Source organism: Thermococcus sp. 101 C5, from assembly GCF_009372125.1.
Taxonomy (GTDB): Archaea; Methanobacteriota_B; Thermococci; order Thermococcales; family Thermococcaceae; genus Thermococcus_A; species Thermococcus_A bergensis.
The window spans coordinates 1-18,010 of record NZ_WHIZ01000042.1; the positions used below are offsets into that span (position 1 = coordinate 1).

Here is an 18,010-nt window from a genome sequence, read left to right on the forward strand (position 1 = left end):
AGTTTGAGGTTGGGTTATCTGCATGTGACTTTCGGGCCGAGGAACAGTGTTGAGCGCTGGTTTAGGACGTTGAAGGAGAGGACGAAGCGTTTCTGGAATAATTTCAGGGGTAAAGACTGGAGGAGGGTTCATAGGTTTGTTTTTCTGTTTGCCTTCTGGTATAATTTTGTCAGAATTCATTCTAGTTTTGGTGATCCGCCTGGTGATGTTACTGAATGGCTTCAGGAGGTGATGCCCCAGTTATCCTAACAGTATCGGGTCAGACCATGCGAGTCTCTTCATCTTTCTGTCGAAATCTCCCTCATCATCCCTAACAAAAATAAAAGTGGGAGAACTTATAAATCTTCCTCAAAAACTAAAAACTGCACAAATTTTTCCTTATAAGACAGCACTTCTCTTATTTGCTTTTCGTCCACTTTTTCTGACATGCTGATCTGCTTGTAAAGTAGTTCAAGTTCTTTTAGCAATCTCCCCATTTCTATCTCTTTGTCTTTATAGTCCCCATTGGAGTTCTTTATTTTGCTCAAAAGCTTGCCCCTCAAAAACGGTAGCACTTCGAAGGATCGACCCATATAAGCCCAGTATAGTCCTTCCCTCAAAATTTCACCTAAAATTTCGATTTCAGAATAGCCCATTTCTTTTTCTTTATCGATTGGTTTCCCACTCCCCCCTCATGAGTATCACCGTCTTAACCTTGCCTACAGGTAAAATTGGATTTTCGGTTTATTTTTTGTCAAATGTTCAAGCTTTATGTCGAGAATTGGCAAGCCTTTGGATAATCAAGTTAAATCCTGAAAAGCCGGGTAGTTAAAATATTTAAAAAGTGTTCAAACGCTTTTCCCCGATTTCTGCGCTATTTTAAAAGCTGTCATGCCAGTTATATTGGAATGTGACTCTGTTTTCAAGTTTCATGAGGTTATATGCGTCACAAAGCAATTTTAACGTGCATTAAGTACTTAGTTTTCCTTTAGGTCTTGTTTTGGCCCGGTATAACTACGCCTAGTTTTACAGAAGCGTAACTCTTAAATAGGTCTTTTGATGTATATTCTTATGCCATTATACACTAAGGCATGCAGTATTGAAGGAAAAATGTAAGGAGGCCGAAGTGAATGAAGAAAACATTGAAAATGTTTTTTGCAATTTTGTTGTTGTTAAGTTTGATAGCAAGCCCAGTAGCTAGGCCAGTTGCTGCAGCAGAGGACGACAAAGTCCTGAAGACTGTTATATACTCTTCAGCTGGTGCCCTCTTCATGGGTGTCTGGAACCCAAGCTCCAACGGTTACAGTGACACTTATTCAAGGAGAATTGCAGACCTCGTCTTTGACAGTGGCTTCCCCTACGGTGTTGAAGGAGTCCCTGTGCCATATCACTGTAGGGTAGTTGAATACAAGAAGGACGTGACCGTACCGGACGATGCAGTTATATTCAACTCAACAACGGACACTTGGGAAGCTGCTCATGCCGGTGAAACTGCGGTCACATACGCTAAGATTGAGTGTGACAGGCCGTACTTCCACACTGGCCACAAGGTTAGCGCAGCAGACGTCATGTACAGCCTCGCCTGGGAGTGGGAGTGGATTAACCAGGATGGTGATGACGATCCATACTACGACCCAAGTGAAGCCGACTGGGCTGCCGATTTCATGAACACCATAATGGGTATTAAGTTCGTTGAACAGACTGATGATAGAATGGTCTTTGAGGTATACCACAACTACTTCTTCCCCGCCAGCGAAATAATGACTGCAGCCTACGTTGTTCCGTTCACTGGAACTCCCTGGCAGCTCTGGTATGCGATGAGCGAGCTCGTCGCTCACAACGAGAAGTACTCCTGGAGTGAATCAACTGAAACTGTAGAACAGCTTGACCAGATCAACCCCAACCACGCTCAAGCCATAAAAGAGAAGCTTCTCGAGCTCAAGAACACCAAGCCAATTCCAGAGTTCCTCAAGGAGTATATTGAGGATGAAAATGCCGCCAAGAGTGTTTATGATGCAATAGCCAGCTTTATTGACGAATATGGTCATGCCGTCATTGGCCAGGGTCCATACTATATAGCTGAATACCAGCCGGAGAACCTTTATCTGAAGCTTGAGAAGTTCGACAAGTGGACTGTCCCAGCATTTGCGGAAGACCAGTACAGGGTTGAGCCATATTTCGAAACCATTGAGATTTATGGTCTCCAGAACGCTGATACTGCAATCTTGGAAGTCGCCAAGGGCACTTATGATATCCTGTGGTATCCGTTCCCCGCCTACAGGTTTGCCGGCCTTAGTGAAGACCAGAGGAAGAGTATTGATCTCTATAAGAGTACCTCTGCATTCGGTGACCTTGTTTTCAACCCAGTCCACGACCCAGATAACCCATACGTGATTACTGTTGGTGACAAGAAGTACTTCAATCCATTTGCAGTTAGGAAGGTTAGGTTTGCCCTCCAGTACCTTATAAGCAGAGCACACGTTGCCCAGAACATCTTCCAGGGTAGTGCCGGTGCAATGTACACCCCATGGGTATCCAGCGAGACTGGTTACGAGTACGTCAAACCAGTCGTTGAAGCTTACGACCTCTCTGAACAGCCCGACGAAGCATTTGCACTTAAATTAATTGAGGAGGGAATGCAAGAGGCTGCACAGGAGCTTGCTGAGATGGGATACAAACTCGAAAAAGTTGACGGTAAGTGGTACTTCGAGGGAGAGCCTGTAAAGATCGTTGGTCTCGGCCGTACTGAGGATGAAAGAAAAGATATTGCCCTTTATGTCGCGAACGAGATCTTGCCAAAGGCTGGTATTGAAGCAGAGGCAAATATTGTAGATAGAAGAACTGCCTCAGGAATGGTCTACGTCAGCGACCCAAGCTCCTACCAGTGGAACTTCTACACTGAGGGTTGGGTCTCCTCAACCAATGTGAAGTTCTCAATAAGCAGAATAATCCAGTACTATTCAAGCATCTGGTATGCTCCGGGCCTTGTAGGCTGGAAGTGGACTCCAGAGAACACGCAAAGGGCAACACTTGAAGAAGTTCTTAAGTACCTTGGTGACGGTGACATTGCCGCTGGTCTCAGCAAACTCGGTCTTGACTACTACAACACAGTTGACAAGATTCAGCCGCTCCTTGACTGGACTGCCGACGACTTTGCTGTTGTTATATACGCGGGTGAGAACAAGGGCGTAAAGATGGACAGCGAGGACAAGTACTGGGACTTCAACAGACTTGGCACTGCCATCGGTATTTACGAAAGCTATAGAGTCTTCCTCTACGAGAACTGGGAGTTCTACGCTGTGAACAAGAGGGTCAAAATTGAGGTCGTTGACCCAGTCGCAGGTCTTGCGGCCTCGTGGTCTCTCAGAAGTGCTAAGCTAGCAAGCCCGCCAACAACTACAACAACTACAACAACCACCACAACATCAAGCCCAACAACTTCACAAACCCAGACTTCCTCATCAAGCCCAACAGAAGAAACTGGAGGAATTTGTGGTCCAGCGGCAATCGTAGCCCTTGCAGTTATCCCGCTCCTTCTCAGAAAGAAGAAGTGAGGTTTTCCTCTTTTTTCTTTAAAATTTTATCTTTTTGTAACGTTGTCTATGTGGTACTCTTCTGATAGTCTCGCGATAAAACAAGTTGTGTACTCACGTTTGCTTTGTTTAGGCAAATTCTTAGTGAAATGGTCAGATGTATCCATTGATGTTATTTGGATATGATAATGATGATAGTTGTTGATCCAAAAAGTATTTAAAGAAAGTTTTACAGAACAGAAAAAGATGATGATCAAAAATGAGTCCCATAGTACAACAAAAGTATAGGAGGGAACTGGATGGGGTTTGGTAGATATTTGGTCATTAGGATACTAAACGCTCTTGTAGTTTTAGCCATAGTTACACTTGTGATGTCGGCCCTTTTCGTTAAGGTCGCTGAAAAAGACTTGGAGAACACAATAGTTCAACAAGTGAATGCTGAATTCCAAAGCCTCCAACAACGGGGGAGAATTCCTGATGATCCAGATGCCTGGAGAGCGGAAAGAATTGCGCACTACAGAAGTCAGTATCACCTCGATAAACCATACTGGTGGAGAGTTCAGTACTACTTCAAAAACACTATAACCCTTAACTTTGGAAAAACTAAAAACCCAGTTTTTGGATCTGAAAAGGACGTTATGGCAATTCTCAAGGTAGCTATTCCCCGTACAATCCAGCTTTTTACTACAGCACAGATAATCATTATAACCCTTGGAATACTCCTTGGCGTGAAAGCAGCCCAGATGGTTGGCAGCTTCTTTGACAGGGCACTTTCAGTCTTAGCATTAATTATGAGCAGTATTCCAATGTGGTGGTTTGGAATGATAATGCTACTCATATTCTCATTTAAGTTAGGCTGGTTCCCATCTAGGGCAATTCCAGACCCTAACCTTACGGGTTGGGCTCATATAGTTGATCTTCTCAAGCGTATGACCCTTCCCGTAGCTACAATTGTTATAGTTTCCTTTGGAGCTTGGGCATGGGTTATTAGAAACATTATGATAGGTACAATGCAGGAAGACTTTATAATGGCTGCAAGGGCAAAGGGTGTGCCTGAAAGAAAGGTAATATATGGTCACGCTCTTAGAGCCGCTGCACCACCAGTTGTAACCATGATTATCTTCAGTCTACTTGGTTCTCTTGGAGGTGCTATAATTACAGAGAGCGTCTTTACCTGGCCAGGAATGGGTAGGGTTTATTGGATTGCTATCGAGACCAACGAGACAAATCTTATTATGGGTCTAACTTTCGTAAACGTGCTACTTTACCTTAGCGGAGTAATTCTTGCAGATTTGACTTATGGATTCCTTGATCCAAGAGTCAAAGTCGGTGCTTCACAAAACGTGTGAGGTGAGAAGTAATGAGATGGGTTGATGTTAAAGACTCACTTTCGGAGTTCTGGTATGATTTCAGAAGACAAAAATCTGGTCTACTTGGTATAGTGTTGCTCTTCCTGTTTGTATTTACTGCCGCTGCAGCCCCGATATTAACCTCCCCCGACATTCCTGAGAAGTGGCAGGGTTTTTGGTTAGACAATCCCAAAAATGTGCCTCCTACTTGGATTAATGCCTTATCAAGTCAAAAAATGGCTACCCACTTAGCAATAACGGGCGATGAACTCCAAAACTTAATCACCAAGACAGATTCAGGGTATCTCATAAAGGTATCCTACAACAACGAGTATGATATTCCCCCACAGGATATTGTAATAAAGGATCTTGCCGGGGATGCCTCTGGAGGTAAGCTTTCCATTAGTGTTATGGTGGAGAGGCCAGATGGCCGTAAGATAACACTGCTGGAAAACTACAAGTTTTCCGGTAGTCTTGTCCTCCAGCTAGGGTCTCATCCTCAAGTTAGAGACAACTTGATCAAGTGGATTAAGTCAGAGGGCATTTATGTTGATCCCATTCAAGAATTCCAGTATAAAACTCTCATGGACGCGACTAAAGTTATCTTCGGAGAACTCAATGAGAATATCCTTGAGGCACCTACGCCACTTACCGGCACATACACATTCACAATCCTCGTAAATGTTCCGGAAGGAAGCAGTGTGTCCTTTGAGAATGCCAAAATTATTTTCACAGGAAGAACCTACGGTAAGCTTGGAACAGATTTTAAGGGCAGAGATTTACTTGCGGGTATTATCTGGGGTTCGAGAGTGTCTCTTGTGATCGGTATATCAGTGGCAGTGTTTAGTGTCATAGTGGGAATATTTTATGGTGTTACAAGTGCATACCTTGGAGGATGGAGTGACGAACTTATGATGAGGTTCCAAGAATTCATGGCGTCAATTCCAAGCCTTCCGATACTTATACTTATGGGTGCTTACTTTGGAGGCCACATAAAGCTTTGGCAGATAGTAGTACTGCTTGTACTCTTTGGATGGGTAGGAATAGCGAGAGTTGCTAGAAGTATGGCACTCCAGATTAAAGAGCAGACGTACGTTGAGGCCGCGAAGGCACTTGGTGCTGGAACTGGAAGAATAATCTTCAAGCACATGGTGCCGCAACTTCTTCCATATGCATTCGCCCAGATGGCACTCAGTGTCCCAAGTGCAGTCCTTTCGGAGGCATCTCTTAGCTACCTTGGTCTGGGTGATCCAACTGCAGTTACATGGGGACAAATACTCCACGACGCACAAGTTGCAGGTACTGCGGTGAATGGGTACTGGTGGTGGGTTATTCCACCTGGACTTGCAATAGCTCTAGTTGGATTGACTTTCGTACTTATCGGTACTGCCCTTGACAGAGTGCTTAACCCAAGACTGAAGAGGCTATGAGGTGGTGGTAAAAATGACAAATGTCCTTGAAGTTCGCAACCTTAAGATGTATTACTTCACTAACAGGGGTATGGTGAGAGCAGTCGATGACATAAGCTTTGACCTCAAGAAAGGAGAGGTTCTAGGACTTGCAGGTGAGAGTGGATGTGGAAAATCATCGCTTGGTTTCACTTTAATGGGAATGCCCACTCCACCAGGAAAAATCGTTGGAGGAAGCATCAAGATTGACGGCAGAGAGATAGTTGGATTACCCGAAGATGTCCTCAGGAAAGAAATTAGGTGGCAGAAAATCTCAATGATATTCCAAGGTGCTATGAACGCTCTAAACCCAGTTTATACCATCGGATACCAGATGATAGAACCACTAATATATCACAAAGGCATGTCAAAGGAAGAAGCCTTAGATAGAGCTATGAAATACTTAGAGCTAGTTGGACTTGCTCCGGAAATAGTTTATAGGTATCCACACGAGCTCAGTGGTGGAATGAAGCAGAGAGTTGTCATAGCTTCTGCATTGCTCCTTGAGCCGGAGGTAGTAATTGCAGACGAGCCCACAACAGCTTTGGACGTAGTGGTTCAAGCTCAGATCATAAACCTTATGAAGAAGCTGAAAAAAGAACTCGGCCTATCAATGATATTCATTACCCACGATCTGAGCATTCTTGCGGAGATAAGCGATAGAGTGGCAATAATGTATGCAGGAAAAATAGTGGAAATTGGAGACAGCGAAAAGATATACTATGAACCAGCTCATCCGTATACCCAAAAACTCCTAGCAGCAATCCCAAGATTGCATGAGGATGTTGAAAAGCTCGAATTTATACCCGGACAACCACCCAACCTCATACACCCACCAGATGGATGTCGCTTCCACCCAAGATGTCCATACGCAACGCAACAATGTAAAGAGCAAATCCCAGAAATGAAGAAAGTTGATAAAGATCACTATGCTGCATGCTGGTTGTTGTGAGGGATGAAAAATGGCGGAACCTGTGTTAAAAGTTGAGAACCTCAAGAAATACTTCCCTGTTAGGAGAGGATTCCTAGCAGGACTCAAAGGCGAGCCTCCCAAGTTCGTTAGGGCAGTAGATGGCGTTAGCTTTGAAGTTTACAAACAGGAAGTCTTTGCATTAGTAGGAGAGAGCGGATGTGGAAAAACGACCACTGGAAAACTAGTAATGAAGCTGTTAGAACCCACAGATGGAAAGATTTATCTTGAGGGACAGGATGTAACAGAACTTAAAACTCAAGAAGAGATTAAAGCGTACAGAAGAAAAGTCCAGATGGTCTTCCAGGATCCATTTTCTTCAATGAACCCGAGGTTCAGAATATACGATGTATTGGAAGAACCACTCCTTATTCACGGAATCGGTGAAACAAGAGCAGAGAGAGAAGAGCTCATCTACAAGGCGCTTGAAATGGTCAAAATCGTTCCACCCGAAGACTATGTGGGAAGACACCCACACATGCTCTCGGGAGGTCAGAGACAGAGAGTAGCTATCGCAAGAGCTTTAATCCTTAATCCAACGTTTATAGTGGCTGATGAGCCGGTTTCAATGCTTGATGTTTCAATTAGAGCAGAGGTTCTTGAATTAATGAAAGAGCTCAAAGAAAAGATGGGTGCTACATACCTCTACATCACCCACGACCTCTCAACAGCCAGATACTTCGCTGACCATATCGCCGTTATGTACTTGGGAAGAATCGTCGAAATGGGGCCTGCAAAAGTAGTAATTGACAACCCAATACACCCCTACACAAGAGCCCTACTTGCAGCGGTACCAGAGCCAATTCCAGAGAGAAGAAACATAATCAAAGAGATTCCAATTAAGGGTGAAGTTCCAAACGCTGCAAACATTCCTCCGGGCTGCAGATTCCACCCAAGATGTCTTTACATGGAGAAAGGACTCTGTGATACCAAACATCCACAACTGATAGAATACGAGCACAACCACTGGGTTGAGTGTCACTTAGCTGGAAAGTATTAATCTTTATATTTCCACTTTTCTTTCTTAGTTTGAGGGTGATCTTAATGACTAAACTTCGAGATGGTCTTACTTATCCTCCAATCAAAGTGGGATTCATATTGCTTTTTATAGCGCTTGTAATGTCTTTGGGGGCATCGTATAATGTTCTCAGAGAAGAAACTTGGACTGGGACGTGGAAACCCGGTAACTACACTCTGGGGGGAGAAATGGAAGACTTTATCGATGTTGTTAATAGAACTCTTGAGATGTCTTCTGATAATGCATTGGTCAGGATAATTGCAGATGGTAACGGGGCAAGTTATACTTTGACAGGGAATAGCAAACTGCTCACTCTTGACTCTACTTCAAGAGTGTTGATCTTTGTCGAAAGTGGGGAGGTCACGTACTCTTATACTGTAAAATGGGTCGATTACCCCTATGCCTATCTAAGCTTTCCCGCCCTTTTCATAATGATAGTGGGAAGTGTCTTAGCAATTAGGGGGTATTTCAGTTTTCTAGAATCTTTAAAAGAAAACAAACTACAACAAAAACGGAGGAAGGAAAAATGAGGTTCTTAGACTACGAAAAAGTCATAAACATGTTGATTTCTTTTATCCAGGAAAAAGTTGAGGAATCCAAAGTCAAGGGAGTGGTTTTAGGAATCAGCGGCGGTGTAGACAGCGCAACCGTGGCTTATCTTGCCACAAAGGCACTTGGAAAAGAAAGGGTGCTTGGCCTTATTCTGCCCTACTACATAAATCAGGACGTTGATGATGCTTTGTTGGTATGTAAAGAACTTGGAATCGAGCACAAGCTCATCAACATAAAAGAAATAGTGGATCAGTTTGAAAAGAGCATTGGATTTGAGCTTGACAGAGTTTCCAAAGGGAATCTGATGTCAAGAACCAGGATGGTAATTTTGTATGCTTATGCGAACTCAAAAAATTATCTTGTTTTGGGAACCTCCAATAAAAGCGAATTCTTGACGGGGTATTTCACAAAATGGGGAGACGCAGCTAGTGACTATGCGCCCTTAATCAACCTTTACAAAACGGAAGTTTGGGAAATTGCCAAGAGGGTGGGAGTCCCTGAGAGGATAATAAATAAAAAACCAAGTGCCGGCTTATGGGAAGGACAAAGCGACGAAGATGACCTTGGAATCAGCTACCAGCTCCTCGACGAAATCCTCTATAGGCTAGTGGATTTAAAAATGGAAAAGAACAAAATTGCTGAAGAACTAAACGTGCCAATAGAGAAAGTTAAACATGTTGAGAATCTTGTCAAAAGAAGTGAGCACAAAAGGAGACTTCCAATAGGACCAGAAATTTAGCGGTGATATGCAGTGAAAAAGGGATACCTACTCGTCTTTTTAGCCGCGAGTATGTGGGGAACCCTTGGTATTTTTGCTAAACTGCTCTATGGCTTTGGATTGGATCCTTTTACGATAACATTCTACAGGGCAATCATAGCGTTTGGACTTCTTTTTGTGTATAATCTCTCCCAAGGCCTTCAGGTTAAAAAGCATAGGCTACCTTTCTATGCGTTTTATGGGTTTTTTGCGGTGTTTCTGTTTTACATACTGTACTTTTACACCGTTAAAATCTCATCTGTATCCTTGGCGGTTCTTCTGCTGTATTCTGCCCCAATTTATTCCACGATACTTGGATATTTCATCTTTGGTGAAAGAATCACTCCCCTAAAGCTCGCAGCACTTCTAATGGCAATAATGGGGGTCCTTCTAGTTGTTAATCCCAATGGGGAAAATGTGAGCAGGGTGGCCGTAGTACTGGGACTTTTATCGGGACTTACATATGCCCTCTATGGAATCCTAGCAAAACTTGCTGTAAGAAATGAAAAACCTGAAGAGGCTCTTCTTTACACAATAGGCTTTGGAGCTCTTTTCCTAGCGCCGTTTTCAAATTTTAAAATCCCTCTGTCTTCTTTACCCTACCTTTTTGGACTGGCGTTCTTCCCAACATTCTTAGCATATATTTTATACAACACCGCACTTAAAGAAATAGAAGTCAGCAGAGCATCGATAATTGCTACAGTGGAACCTGTAGTTGCCTTACTTCTCGCATATTTCCTGTTCCATGAAGTCCTAACGACCAAACAAATAATTGGAGCTACACTAATAATTTTGGGATCTCTCATCTTACACATAGAGGAGAAAAACGAGAAAAATCAGATATAGAAGTAGCGCTCAAGCTCCCATTCTGTAACCTTTATTGTTTTTCTTTCAATTTTGTTTTTCTCTAGGTATCTCTGATACTCTTCCCATTCTTCTGTTTTGTGTTCAATGAAGTTGCGATAAGCTTCTCCAAGAGTATCCTTAACTACTCTGTCTCTCTTCAGCTCTTCGAGGGCTTCTTCTAAAGTCTTTGGTAAAACCTCTATCCCCAAAGCGTCCCTCTCTTTTTCTCCCAGCTCATATACGTTCTCTTCAACGTAAGCAAACGGCTCGGTTTTGTGTTTTATCCCATCAATACCTGCCATTAAGACAGCTGCAAATGCAAGATATGGATTTGCACTTGGATCAGGACAGCGGTACTCTATTCTTGCGCCATTTCCTGCATATGCGGGAACCCTTATCAACGTGCTCCGGTTTTTGTATCCCCACGAGATATATACTGGAGCCTCGTATCCTGGCACTAAACGTTTGTATGAGTTAACAGTGGGATTGGTTATTGCTGCTAAAGCTCTTGCATGCTTTAAAATACCCCCAATGAAGTGGAGGGCCTCATCACTTAGTCCTTCCTCCCCCTTAAAGATATTCCTTCCATCTTGCCAGAGGCTTATGTGCATATGCATTCCATTGCCGGGCTTTCCGAAAAGAGGTTTTGGCATAAATGTGGCATAAAGGCCGTAACTTTCTGCAACTGCTTTAACTAAGTACTTGAACCTGACTATGTTATCGGCAGTTGTTAAGGCATCTGCAAAGCGGAAATTTATTTCATGCTGTCCCGGACCGACTTCATGGTGTAGAACCTCCGGAATTAACTTAAATGTTGGCATGTAGTAAGCTATAGTCCTCTTAATTTCCCTAGCTTTGTCCAGATTAATAAGATCAAAATAGCCTCCACCATCAGGAAGCTTGAGCTCCCACGACCCGTTCTTCTCAAAGAGATAAAACTCCGGCTCAACTCCTATATAGGCTGTTATCCCCATCTTTTCCAGTTCTTCTACGACTGAACCAAGTATCCTTCTTGGATCAGCATAGTAGGGCTTTCCATCTTTGTAGATATATCCGAATACCTTTGCAATTCCTTCCCACGGGACTTCAACGTAAGTGGTAGGATCTGCTTTGAAAAGGAGGTCACTGTCCTCTAGTCCCTGAAATCCTGGAATTGAAGCCCCATCAAAGGATATTCCCTCAGTAACGGCCTCTTCATACCGTTCAATCGGAACCTCCATTCCTTTTGGGGTACCATTTATGTCAACAAAAATTAGTTGTAGAAACTTGGGCTTGTTTGAATCATATCTGATGAAGGATTTAATTTCGTTCATTTTTATCCCACCTATTTTGATAATATTTTCATTATTAAACATGCAGTTTAATACAATATTCATAATATAAGCCTTTCTACTGAACTATTGGCAAAATGGCAATTAGGTTGGATTATATCACACACGTGTCTAAAAACTGTTTCGTTGGATGAAAATTTGATTCCCTCTTGTCTATGATGCTCGAAAGGAAAGTTTTTATTCTCTTCCACAAAGAAATAATACATGCCTACGGAAGACGAACTACTCCAGAAAGAACTCTCTCGTCTAAATTTCCACTTACCAAAAAGTAGAAAGAGCCTTAAGGTTCTCCTTGAGGAGGACGAGCCTAAAGTACAGCTTAGGGACGGCCAGTTCCATTTTTTCAAGAAAGACGAGTTGAAGTACATCAGCACTTTACTCGATAGTGATGAATATGGGTCTCTTTCTCTGCCTATAATACTCGAAATTACTCCAACATGGTATGGCTACTTCAGGGTCAGGGGAAAAGCTGCGGTCAAGGTTATTGAAAAGATACTCGGAACCTACGATATGTTAGAAGAAAAAAGTGAAGTGATACTCCCCCGTTATCTCATTCCGGAAATTCGGAAAAAATTGCCTACAACAACGACCTATGCCTTTATAATAGACATGTTGGAGTAGGTTTGGTGAGTAATATGGATGAAAACAAAATTCTGCTCCATTATTACATGTTCACAATCCCCCATATAACAGTCTTTGCGGGAGCGGTATTGGGTATTCTTCTCATTTTACACGTTGACGTGAAGAAAGCACTTGGGATATTTGCTACGTTTTACGGTGTTTTACTCATTATAATAGCAGCATTAGTTAGAAACCAGTTTTCAAAATTAGCGTTATACAGAATAAGTTTGTTGTTTTTTATAGTATTCACACTTTTGGGCGTTTTATTGGTTATAATGTGAAACTTTATATTTGTCTGACTACAAATTATTTGGGGGAATGGTTATGAAGAGGATTATCTCAACTATTACCCTAATATTATTGATGCTATCTTCCTTGGTGTCTTCTCAGTATCTGTTTCTCTCGACAAGGGAAGATAGAGTCACTATAGTGTCAGGGGACTATAAAGAAGGCATTCTCACCATTATGAACAACGGAGACAAGGAATTTCAAGTGGTAAGCTACCGGAGATATTACGTAGTTGATGAAAACAATAGGGAGGTTTCTGGTATCAGCCTGGAGCTCTATAAACCCACGGGGGAACTTATATCTCCTGGAGTTATATATACATATTGGAAACCTAATGAAACAAGAACTTTACGATACAAAATCTATGTTAATGAAAGCGTAGAGGTGGGTAGGTATACTCTGTTCATAGTCTTTTGGGGGTTTTTGGGATCGGGAGAAACAGACATTATTACGGTCCCCATTTCACTTGAGATTACAGATATTCCGCTGGTAGTTAAAGAAACCACTGTGCAAATAAAAGAACGGGGAATTTCAACTTTTCACGTATTCAACGGAGAGACATTAGAAGTACACTCAACGATTTATAATCTCAAAAATTCCCCAGTATATGTGAGCGGAAGTTTGTATCTAGAGCAAAACGGAAAACACTATCTTAAGAAAGATATAGCAGTAACTCTCACACCGGGGGAGAACTTAGTTCAAGTGGGCATTTCAATCCCATATGAACTCCCTTCTGGAGAATACAAGTTAGTATATGTCCTTACATATCCAAAGGGGACGTATTTGTTCTCAAAGAATTTTTATGTGTACTTTGGAGTTGATTTAGTTGATATATCTCTAGAGAGAACTCAGATAATGGAAGACGAATCTAACACTGCTTATTTTACAATATTGTCTGAGAGGATTATCCCGGTGAATCTTACCCTTGAAGTATATGGGGCCAACAACGAGCGCATATACAACCAAACCGAGGAGATTATCCTTACTAAAGGGAGCAATATTGCGAAAATACAAATACCGCCTTTACCGCCGGGCAGCAGGAAAATAATAGGTAAAATATCTTTTGGACACATAGAACTCGATCAGGGCTCATCCAGTTACGAGGTCTTGGCATATCCAAGGATTGAAAATGTTTCTTATCAGAAGCTCTCACTAGCTCCAAATAAAGGGCAAGTAAAGTTTTTGGTAAAAATTAGCAATAGGAACCCTCGCGAGATAAAGGGAACATTATCCTACAGCTTCTTTGGCATTAACGGTACGATACTAAAAAGCTCTAAAGATATTACCCTATCTCCAGGGAACAATGAGGTGGAGTTCATCACAGAGCTGCCACTAGGAGAAATAGGTTATGAAATTTCTCTAGAGAGTAATGGGAAAGAACAGAAAGTCCAGGGAACCCTAAAGCTGGAACTTCCAAGTTCTACAATCACCTCTTCAACCCAGAGCTCTTCCTCATCAACACCCCTTTCCACCAGCCCGGCTTCTCCTGAGGGGACTCCACTAAAATACTATGTTGTTGTAATAGTGCTGCTTGTGCTGTTTTTCTTGCTCTTGTTTGGTTACTACTCAAAACCTAAAAGCTCAAGAAAAAGAGAAAGGCCCAGACCAAGAAGAAGGTCTCCATTGGGCAAATTCAAAAAGCCCAAAAAGCCTGAAATTAGAGAATATAATGAACTACCCAAAAAATAGCCAAATCTTTATAATCTCTTTTCTTTAAATCTTAACAAGGTGAGGGGGCTGGGACTGTCGGGTCTTTGACCCGAGGAAGTTCCGCCCACCGCACCGGGGCCGCGGTGCCGTAAGGCACCTCCCGAGAGGGAGGGCAACGGCGCAGAAACGACACGTCCTCTCAAAGATGAGAATGAAAGCGGTGAAGGGAGCTCGCGAGAGCTCCCGAGCTAACCCGCAGACGATTTGAGGGGGAGCGGTGAAACGGCCGTCCCGCGGGGTGCAAGGCCGAGAGAGGGGCGATGAGTTCCCGGTGTGAGCCCCGTGGTAGGCCGCTTAGTCGAATGTCCCTTTAATACAGAAGGCGGGCTATAGCCCCCTCACCTCATCTTTAGATCCAAGAGAGAGGCCAATAAGATTAAGGCTCCACCTATTATTGTTCTTACTGTGGGCACCTCTCCGAAGATTAGCATTGCGTATATAACCGCACTAAGAGGGTCGATGTAACTTAAAAGAGCTGCTTCGTTTGCTTCTACTTCCTTTAGGCCGTCCATATAAATCAGCAGAGCAAACGCAGTGTGGACTATTGCAATAATTCCAACAACAGATAGGGAATACGTGGAGGCACTTATTCCTTCTAAAGCTACCACTAATGGGAAGAGAACAAGCACAGCAAAAAAGAGCTGGAAGAAAGTGAGATATGAGCTTTCAATATCCCTTAGGTATCTGCCCAAGACAGTTACGCTAGCATAGAACAGAGCTCCCAGAGATGCGAAAATTATCCCCAAAAAATCTTTACTTTTAAGAGAAATTTCACTCTGGGTACCTATTATAAACGCTCCCACAAGAGCCATGAAAATAAAGGCTATCCTTTTTGTCGTTATTTTCTCTTTGAGAAATGCCGCGGAGAGTATAACAACTATTACCGGGGCCAGGTAGTAAATAAGCGTAGCCTTCGCTATGTCTGTGTATAAAACTGCGGAAAAGAAAAATACCCAGTTTAATCCAAGCACAGCTCCGAGCAGAAATACCAAGTGCAATTTTGGCTTTATCCCTGAGAACGCTTTTTTGATCCATCTATAGTCGTTAAGGGTGTAGAAGAACAGAAAGATTAGGCTGCCTAAAAGCACTCTATAAAAGGCTAATTTTAAGCCGCTTAAATTTGAGTACCTAGCAAAAATTCCTACACTCCCCCATATAGCCATAGAGATTATTATTTTAGTGCGTCCGTTGATCATGAGTTACCCTCCGTGCTTTCCTTCCACAGCTCGTATGCTTCTCTAACCTCTTTTTCTCTAAATTTGGGGACAGCATCTTTAAATGGGTTGAAGGATTCTAGTTCTCGCTCGCTGTTTCCTATATATGTGGCAATAAGACCTACCTTTGAGTGGAGAGAAGAAGGCAGACGGAGAATCCTCTTTACGTCAACAGTTACCCTTCCGTCAAAATATGCTTTTGAAAATGTTGTGGATAAGCTGAACAATCTTAAAAGTGTCTTGTATCCAACTCCCTGAGGAAACGCGGTCAATAGGGCTTTTTTTACAAAATTTTCGTATATATTATCTCTATTCTCCATTATTGGGTTTATTTGCGTCTTATTTAAACCAATGTTTCTCAGGTGATGTTCAGAAATTCTCTTAATAAAATAACCAAACCTCAATCTAAAGACCCGGTAATAGCCAGATGACAGCAGTATTTTTCTTTCTTGGATATCTTCGAAAGTTATTTCTTCGGCACTGGATATATAGCTCAAAATTCTTTCCCTGGCTTTTGAGTCCAGTTCGAGAGCCCAATCATCTAAAACCCTGATATGGTAGCCCCTGCCAGAATAAACAACATGAATGTTTTCAACTCCAAAATCCTCCCTCAGAATAATGAGAGTATCCCTGGCTAATTCCTTGGCATCTTCAAGACATACTGGACACACAGTTCCTGCTTCATGGTTGCACCTCTTTAGGGGGAGGTCTTTTGCATCTATGTCAAAAACTAACTCCGCTCCAAGCCAGCCATCCATATTTTTCGGATCACTGTATAAAGCTACGCTGGAATAGATTGAATAGGGGGCTGTAATTTTTACATAGTCTTCTAAATCTTTAATATCATGAAATGCATTTTTTCTGTCATTGGGACCTTCTCCAGTATGGTCGAATCCGAACTCCCTATTCTCTAAGGTGTCCAAAATAAACTTTGGAATTTTCTTTGGATTCCACTCTTTTGAATAATATTTTGTTCTCTCCTCCTTGCTGACTTCCCTAAAGAGGCTGCTCATTCTCTTCACCTTCGTTCTTTTTCTTACTCAGATACAGCTTTCTCAAATAGTATGTCAGTGGATTCCTGATGTACTTGCAGTCTTTGTCTGGCTTGCAGAGCTGGGGCGCACTGGAACGTATTTTTTCACAATTAGGGGGAAAATACCATGTTGAATTTCCACTGTCTTCTAAAGTCGGTTCCAGCGTGTAGCCAAAACCTAGATGATACCATATGTTCTTGATCTCGTTAGGCTGATCGTGAAAAAGAGGAGGCTTGCATCTATTGCCAGCCTGAATTATCAAGGGTAGAATTTCTTCTTTTATTACCCTTAGATCTTTGACACAGTCTTTCACTCTAACGTCTCTTTTAGGGGGGTTAGGGCATATCCTAGCATAGCTCAAGAAAGAAGTCAGCAATACAGTTATAGCGTAGTTCCGCAATCCACTCGGGACTCCACCCATTGCGATTTTAATACAAGGGGGGAATATATCAAAACGCAAAGGCTGAGCAGTAGTGCTGAATTTCTCAACTCTCTCTTTAAAGTACTCTTGAGCAAGCTCGCTTAGCCGGGAATAAAGTTCCACGTAGTAGTGAGGCAGTTCTTCTCTGATATCATAAAGAATGTTGACTGCCTTTTCGAGGTTTTTCTCGAAACTCTTCTTCCACAGCTCAACCACTTGTACTCTATTTAGGTATACATACCCGTTTTTTATATAAAAATTCTTAAGAGAGTCGTCATTTAAGGAAATGAATTCTTTTAGAGGCATTTTGTACTTAAGGCTTATTTTATCTTTTTCTTCAGGGGGCAACTCTTCATGGAGGGTTTTCTCAATTATTGTTCTGTCTCTCTTTGGAATCTCATTTTCAGATGTCTTTTCCAAGGGTAAAGCAAGCTCATCAAAGTTTTCTGACGACTCTATCTTTGTTAGATATATCTTCAAGTTTGCCTCCTTAACTAGCTCCATCTCCACTCCATAGGGAGAAAATGCCAAAGCTCCTAAAAGAGCATAAAAGCTTATCAAATCTCTCCAATCATCCAAATTTAGCAAATAATCGGGGATTTTATTGGTATTTGCCCACCGAACTCTTTCCAGAGCCAGCTCTATGTCCAAATAGGTGGGAATAATCTCAAGTAGCTCATTGATGCTCTCAAATTCATTCAATAATTCTTGGGCTCGTCTCCCAAATGGGTCTAGCATTGACTCACCTTTTAGAATACTATCTCTTTCACAATAAAACTCTTTTGTTATGGGATTATTATAAAGGTTTATCAATCCCTTAGAAATTTTACAATATCATAAGCATGGGACACACAAATATCCAGGGCGTGTTTAGTTTCACCCCCTGTTATTTAAACAGTATTTGACTCTGAGGAGGATTTTCAGACCATAACACATTAC

At 42.2% G+C, this 18,010-nt stretch carries 16 protein-coding genes, 1 other RNA gene and 1 pseudogene; 13 read left to right on the plus strand and 5 right to left on the minus strand.

Going from position 1 to position 18,010, the window contains the following annotated elements:
- A pseudogene (locus GBV73_RS07190) lies at positions 1-249 on the plus strand (IS6 family transposase); the annotation flags it as partial.
- 86 nt (positions 250-335) lie between these two features.
- Here the strand turns inward: GBV73_RS07190 and GBV73_RS07195 are convergent.
- Positions 336-599, minus strand: coding sequence for a hypothetical protein (locus GBV73_RS07195; RefSeq protein WP_253910323.1), 264 nt, complete (start codon positions 597-599; stop codon positions 336-338).
- Between the two features lie 510 nt (positions 600-1,109).
- Here GBV73_RS07195 and GBV73_RS07200 point away from each other — a divergent pair.
- The 8 genes from GBV73_RS07200 (at position 1,110) to GBV73_RS07235 (ending at position 10,452) form a co-directional block, all read left to right on the plus strand.
- The gene (locus GBV73_RS07200) at positions 1,110-3,533 is read left to right on the plus strand and encodes an ABC transporter substrate-binding protein (protein WP_152880390.1); all 2,424 of its coding nucleotides are present in this window, start codon (positions 1,110-1,112) and stop codon (positions 3,531-3,533) included.
- A gap of 278 nt (positions 3,534-3,811) precedes the next feature.
- Entirely contained in the window at positions 3,812-4,861 is a 1,050-nt protein-coding gene (locus GBV73_RS07205; protein WP_152880392.1) for an ABC transporter permease, read from the plus strand.
- Between the two features lie 11 nt (positions 4,862-4,872).
- Positions 4,873-6,291 (plus strand): ABC transporter permease, encoded by a 1,419-nt coding sequence (locus GBV73_RS07210; protein ID WP_152880394.1) that lies wholly within the window; start codon positions 4,873-4,875, stop codon positions 6,289-6,291.
- 13 nt (positions 6,292-6,304) lie between these two features.
- Complete coding sequence (locus GBV73_RS07215; protein ID WP_152880409.1) at positions 6,305-7,261, plus strand: ABC transporter ATP-binding protein; 957 nt, start codon at positions 6,305-6,307, stop codon at positions 7,259-7,261.
- 10 nt (positions 7,262-7,271) lie between these two features.
- Positions 7,272-8,279 (plus strand): ABC transporter ATP-binding protein, encoded by a 1,008-nt coding sequence (locus GBV73_RS07220; protein WP_152880396.1) that lies wholly within the window; start codon positions 7,272-7,274, stop codon positions 8,277-8,279.
- A gap of 44 nt (positions 8,280-8,323) precedes the next feature.
- The gene (locus GBV73_RS07225; protein WP_042696989.1) at positions 8,324-8,827 is read left to right on the plus strand and encodes a hypothetical protein; all 504 of its coding nucleotides are present in this window, start codon (positions 8,324-8,326) and stop codon (positions 8,825-8,827) included.
- The gene (locus GBV73_RS07230; RefSeq protein ID WP_042696992.1) at positions 8,824-9,588 is read left to right on the plus strand and encodes an NAD+ synthase; all 765 of its coding nucleotides are present in this window, start codon (positions 8,824-8,826) and stop codon (positions 9,586-9,588) included. The genes GBV73_RS07225 and GBV73_RS07230 overlap by 4 nt, the downstream gene beginning before the upstream one ends.
- Positions 9,589-9,600: 12 nt before the next feature.
- Positions 9,601-10,452 (plus strand): DMT family transporter, encoded by an 852-nt coding sequence (locus tag GBV73_RS07235; protein WP_371717057.1) that lies wholly within the window; start codon positions 9,601-9,603, stop codon positions 10,450-10,452.
- Here GBV73_RS07235 and glnA read toward each other — a convergent pair.
- The gene (glnA, locus tag GBV73_RS07240) at positions 10,443-11,765 is read right to left on the minus strand and encodes a type I glutamate--ammonia ligase (RefSeq protein ID WP_152880398.1); all 1,323 of its coding nucleotides are present in this window, start codon (positions 11,763-11,765) and stop codon (positions 10,443-10,445) included. The two genes, GBV73_RS07235 and glnA, sit on opposite strands and share 10 nt — an antisense overlap.
- Positions 11,766-11,987: 222 nt before the next feature.
- On the opposite strand from glnA, the gene GBV73_RS07245 reads away from it, so the two are divergent.
- The 4 genes from GBV73_RS07245 (at position 11,988) to rnpB (ending at position 14,744) form a co-directional block, all read left to right on the plus strand.
- Complete coding sequence (locus tag GBV73_RS07245; protein WP_152880400.1) at positions 11,988-12,404, plus strand: DUF61 family protein; 417 nt, start codon at positions 11,988-11,990, stop codon at positions 12,402-12,404.
- Positions 12,405-12,418: 14 nt separating this feature from the next.
- Positions 12,419-12,685 carry a hypothetical protein gene (locus tag GBV73_RS07250; protein WP_042697000.1) on the plus strand — a complete coding sequence of 89 codons (267 nt, stop codon included), beginning with the start codon at positions 12,419-12,421 and terminating at the stop codon, positions 12,683-12,685.
- Positions 12,686-12,728: 43 nt separating this feature from the next.
- A complete protein-coding gene (locus GBV73_RS07255) occupies positions 12,729-14,381 on the plus strand; it encodes a hypothetical protein (protein ID WP_253910324.1) in 1,653 nt (550 codons plus the stop codon).
- Between the two features lie 39 nt (positions 14,382-14,420).
- Positions 14,421-14,744, plus strand: an RNA gene (gene rnpB, locus GBV73_RS07260) — RNase P RNA component.
- On the opposite strand, the gene GBV73_RS07265 is transcribed toward rnpB, so the two are convergent.
- The 3 genes from GBV73_RS07265 to priL are packed head-to-tail and all read right to left on the minus strand — an operon-like array spanning position 14,741 to position 17,809.
- A complete protein-coding gene (locus tag GBV73_RS07265) occupies positions 14,741-15,598 on the minus strand; it encodes a DMT family transporter (protein ID WP_042697013.1) in 858 nt (285 codons plus the stop codon). The two genes, rnpB and GBV73_RS07265, sit on opposite strands and share 4 nt — an antisense overlap.
- Positions 15,595-16,629, minus strand: a complete 1,035-nt coding sequence (gene priS, locus GBV73_RS07270; RefSeq protein ID WP_152880404.1) for a DNA primase catalytic subunit PriS — start codon at positions 16,627-16,629, stop codon at positions 15,595-15,597. Before priS ends, GBV73_RS07265 begins: the two co-directional genes overlap by 4 nt.
- Positions 16,613-17,809, minus strand: a complete 1,197-nt coding sequence (gene priL / locus GBV73_RS07275) for a DNA primase large subunit PriL (protein ID WP_152880407.1) — start codon at positions 17,807-17,809, stop codon at positions 16,613-16,615. The genes priS and priL overlap by 17 nt, the downstream gene beginning before the upstream one ends.
- Between the last annotated feature and the right edge of the window lie 201 nt (positions 17,810-18,010).

What these genes read in the sequence shown, in the direction of transcription:
- GBV73_RS07225 (WP_042696989.1), top strand. Translation starts at nt 8,324, where the DNA reads ATGACTAAACTTCGAGATGGTCTTACTTATCCTCCAATCAAAGTGGGA.
- GBV73_RS07250 (WP_042697000.1), top strand. Translation starts at nt 12,419, where the DNA reads ATGGATGAAAACAAAATTCTGCTCCATTATTACATGTTCACAATCCCC.
- GBV73_RS07265 (WP_042697013.1), bottom strand. Translation starts at nt 15,598, where the DNA reads ATGATCAACGGACGCACTAAAATAATAATCTCTATGGCTATATGGGGG.
- GBV73_RS07245 (WP_152880400.1), top strand. Translation starts at nt 11,988, where the DNA reads ATGCCTACGGAAGACGAACTACTCCAGAAAGAACTCTCTCGTCTAAAT.
- GBV73_RS07255 (WP_253910324.1), top strand. Translation starts at nt 12,729, where the DNA reads ATGAAGAGGATTATCTCAACTATTACCCTAATATTATTGATGCTATCT.
- GBV73_RS07205 (WP_152880392.1), top strand. Translation starts at nt 3,812, where the DNA reads ATGGGGTTTGGTAGATATTTGGTCATTAGGATACTAAACGCTCTTGTA.
- GBV73_RS07200 (WP_152880390.1), top strand. Translation starts at nt 1,110, where the DNA reads ATGAAGAAAACATTGAAAATGTTTTTTGCAATTTTGTTGTTGTTAAGT.
- glnA (WP_152880398.1), bottom strand. Translation starts at nt 11,765, where the DNA reads ATGAACGAAATTAAATCCTTCATCAGATATGATTCAAACAAGCCCAAG.
- priL (WP_152880407.1), bottom strand. Translation starts at nt 17,809, where the DNA reads ATGCTAGACCCATTTGGGAGACGAGCCCAAGAATTATTGAATGAATTT.
- GBV73_RS07210 (WP_152880394.1), top strand. Translation starts at nt 4,873, where the DNA reads ATGAGATGGGTTGATGTTAAAGACTCACTTTCGGAGTTCTGGTATGAT.
- priS (WP_152880404.1), bottom strand. Translation starts at nt 16,629, where the DNA reads ATGAGCAGCCTCTTTAGGGAAGTCAGCAAGGAGGAGAGAACAAAATAT.
- GBV73_RS07215 (WP_152880409.1), top strand. Translation starts at nt 6,305, where the DNA reads ATGACAAATGTCCTTGAAGTTCGCAACCTTAAGATGTATTACTTCACT.
- GBV73_RS07230 (WP_042696992.1), top strand. Translation starts at nt 8,824, where the DNA reads ATGAGGTTCTTAGACTACGAAAAAGTCATAAACATGTTGATTTCTTTT.
- GBV73_RS07220 (WP_152880396.1), top strand. Translation starts at nt 7,272, where the DNA reads ATGGCGGAACCTGTGTTAAAAGTTGAGAACCTCAAGAAATACTTCCCT.